1 protein-coding gene is annotated in these 278 nt (G+C 68.3%); it reads left to right on the top strand.

Annotated features, from left to right (window positions below):
• Positions 1-278 (top strand): AGE family epimerase/isomerase (locus EN859_RS37855; RefSeq protein WP_189502635.1); only part of this gene is annotated, 278 nt, incomplete at both ends.

Raw genomic sequence — 278 nt, 5'->3', positions numbered from 1 at the left:
CGGCGCCTGGCGGCAGCGTGTGCATCACTGGCTGTTCGACGAGACGCTGCCGCTATGGTCGACGTCAGGCGTCGACGAGCGCCATGGCGGCTTTCACGAAGCGCTCGGCTTCGATGGGTCACCGTTGATGAAGCCGAAGCGCATGCGAACACAGGCGCGCCAGGTCTATGCCTTCGCCGTCGCCAAGGAGCGTGGGTGGGACGGCCCCGCCGACAAGCTGATCGCCCACGGCATCGACTTCATGGCCGGCAAGGGCCGCACCGACAGGGGCGGCTGGG

The organism is Mesorhizobium sp. M00.F.Ca.ET.216.01.1.1 (assembly GCF_004010325.2).
In the GTDB taxonomy this organism is placed as follows: Bacteria; Pseudomonadota; Alphaproteobacteria; order Rhizobiales; family Rhizobiaceae; genus Mesorhizobium.
The sequence above is the reverse complement of the archived record's forward strand: the minus strand, read 5'-3'. Positions and strand labels throughout refer to the sequence as shown.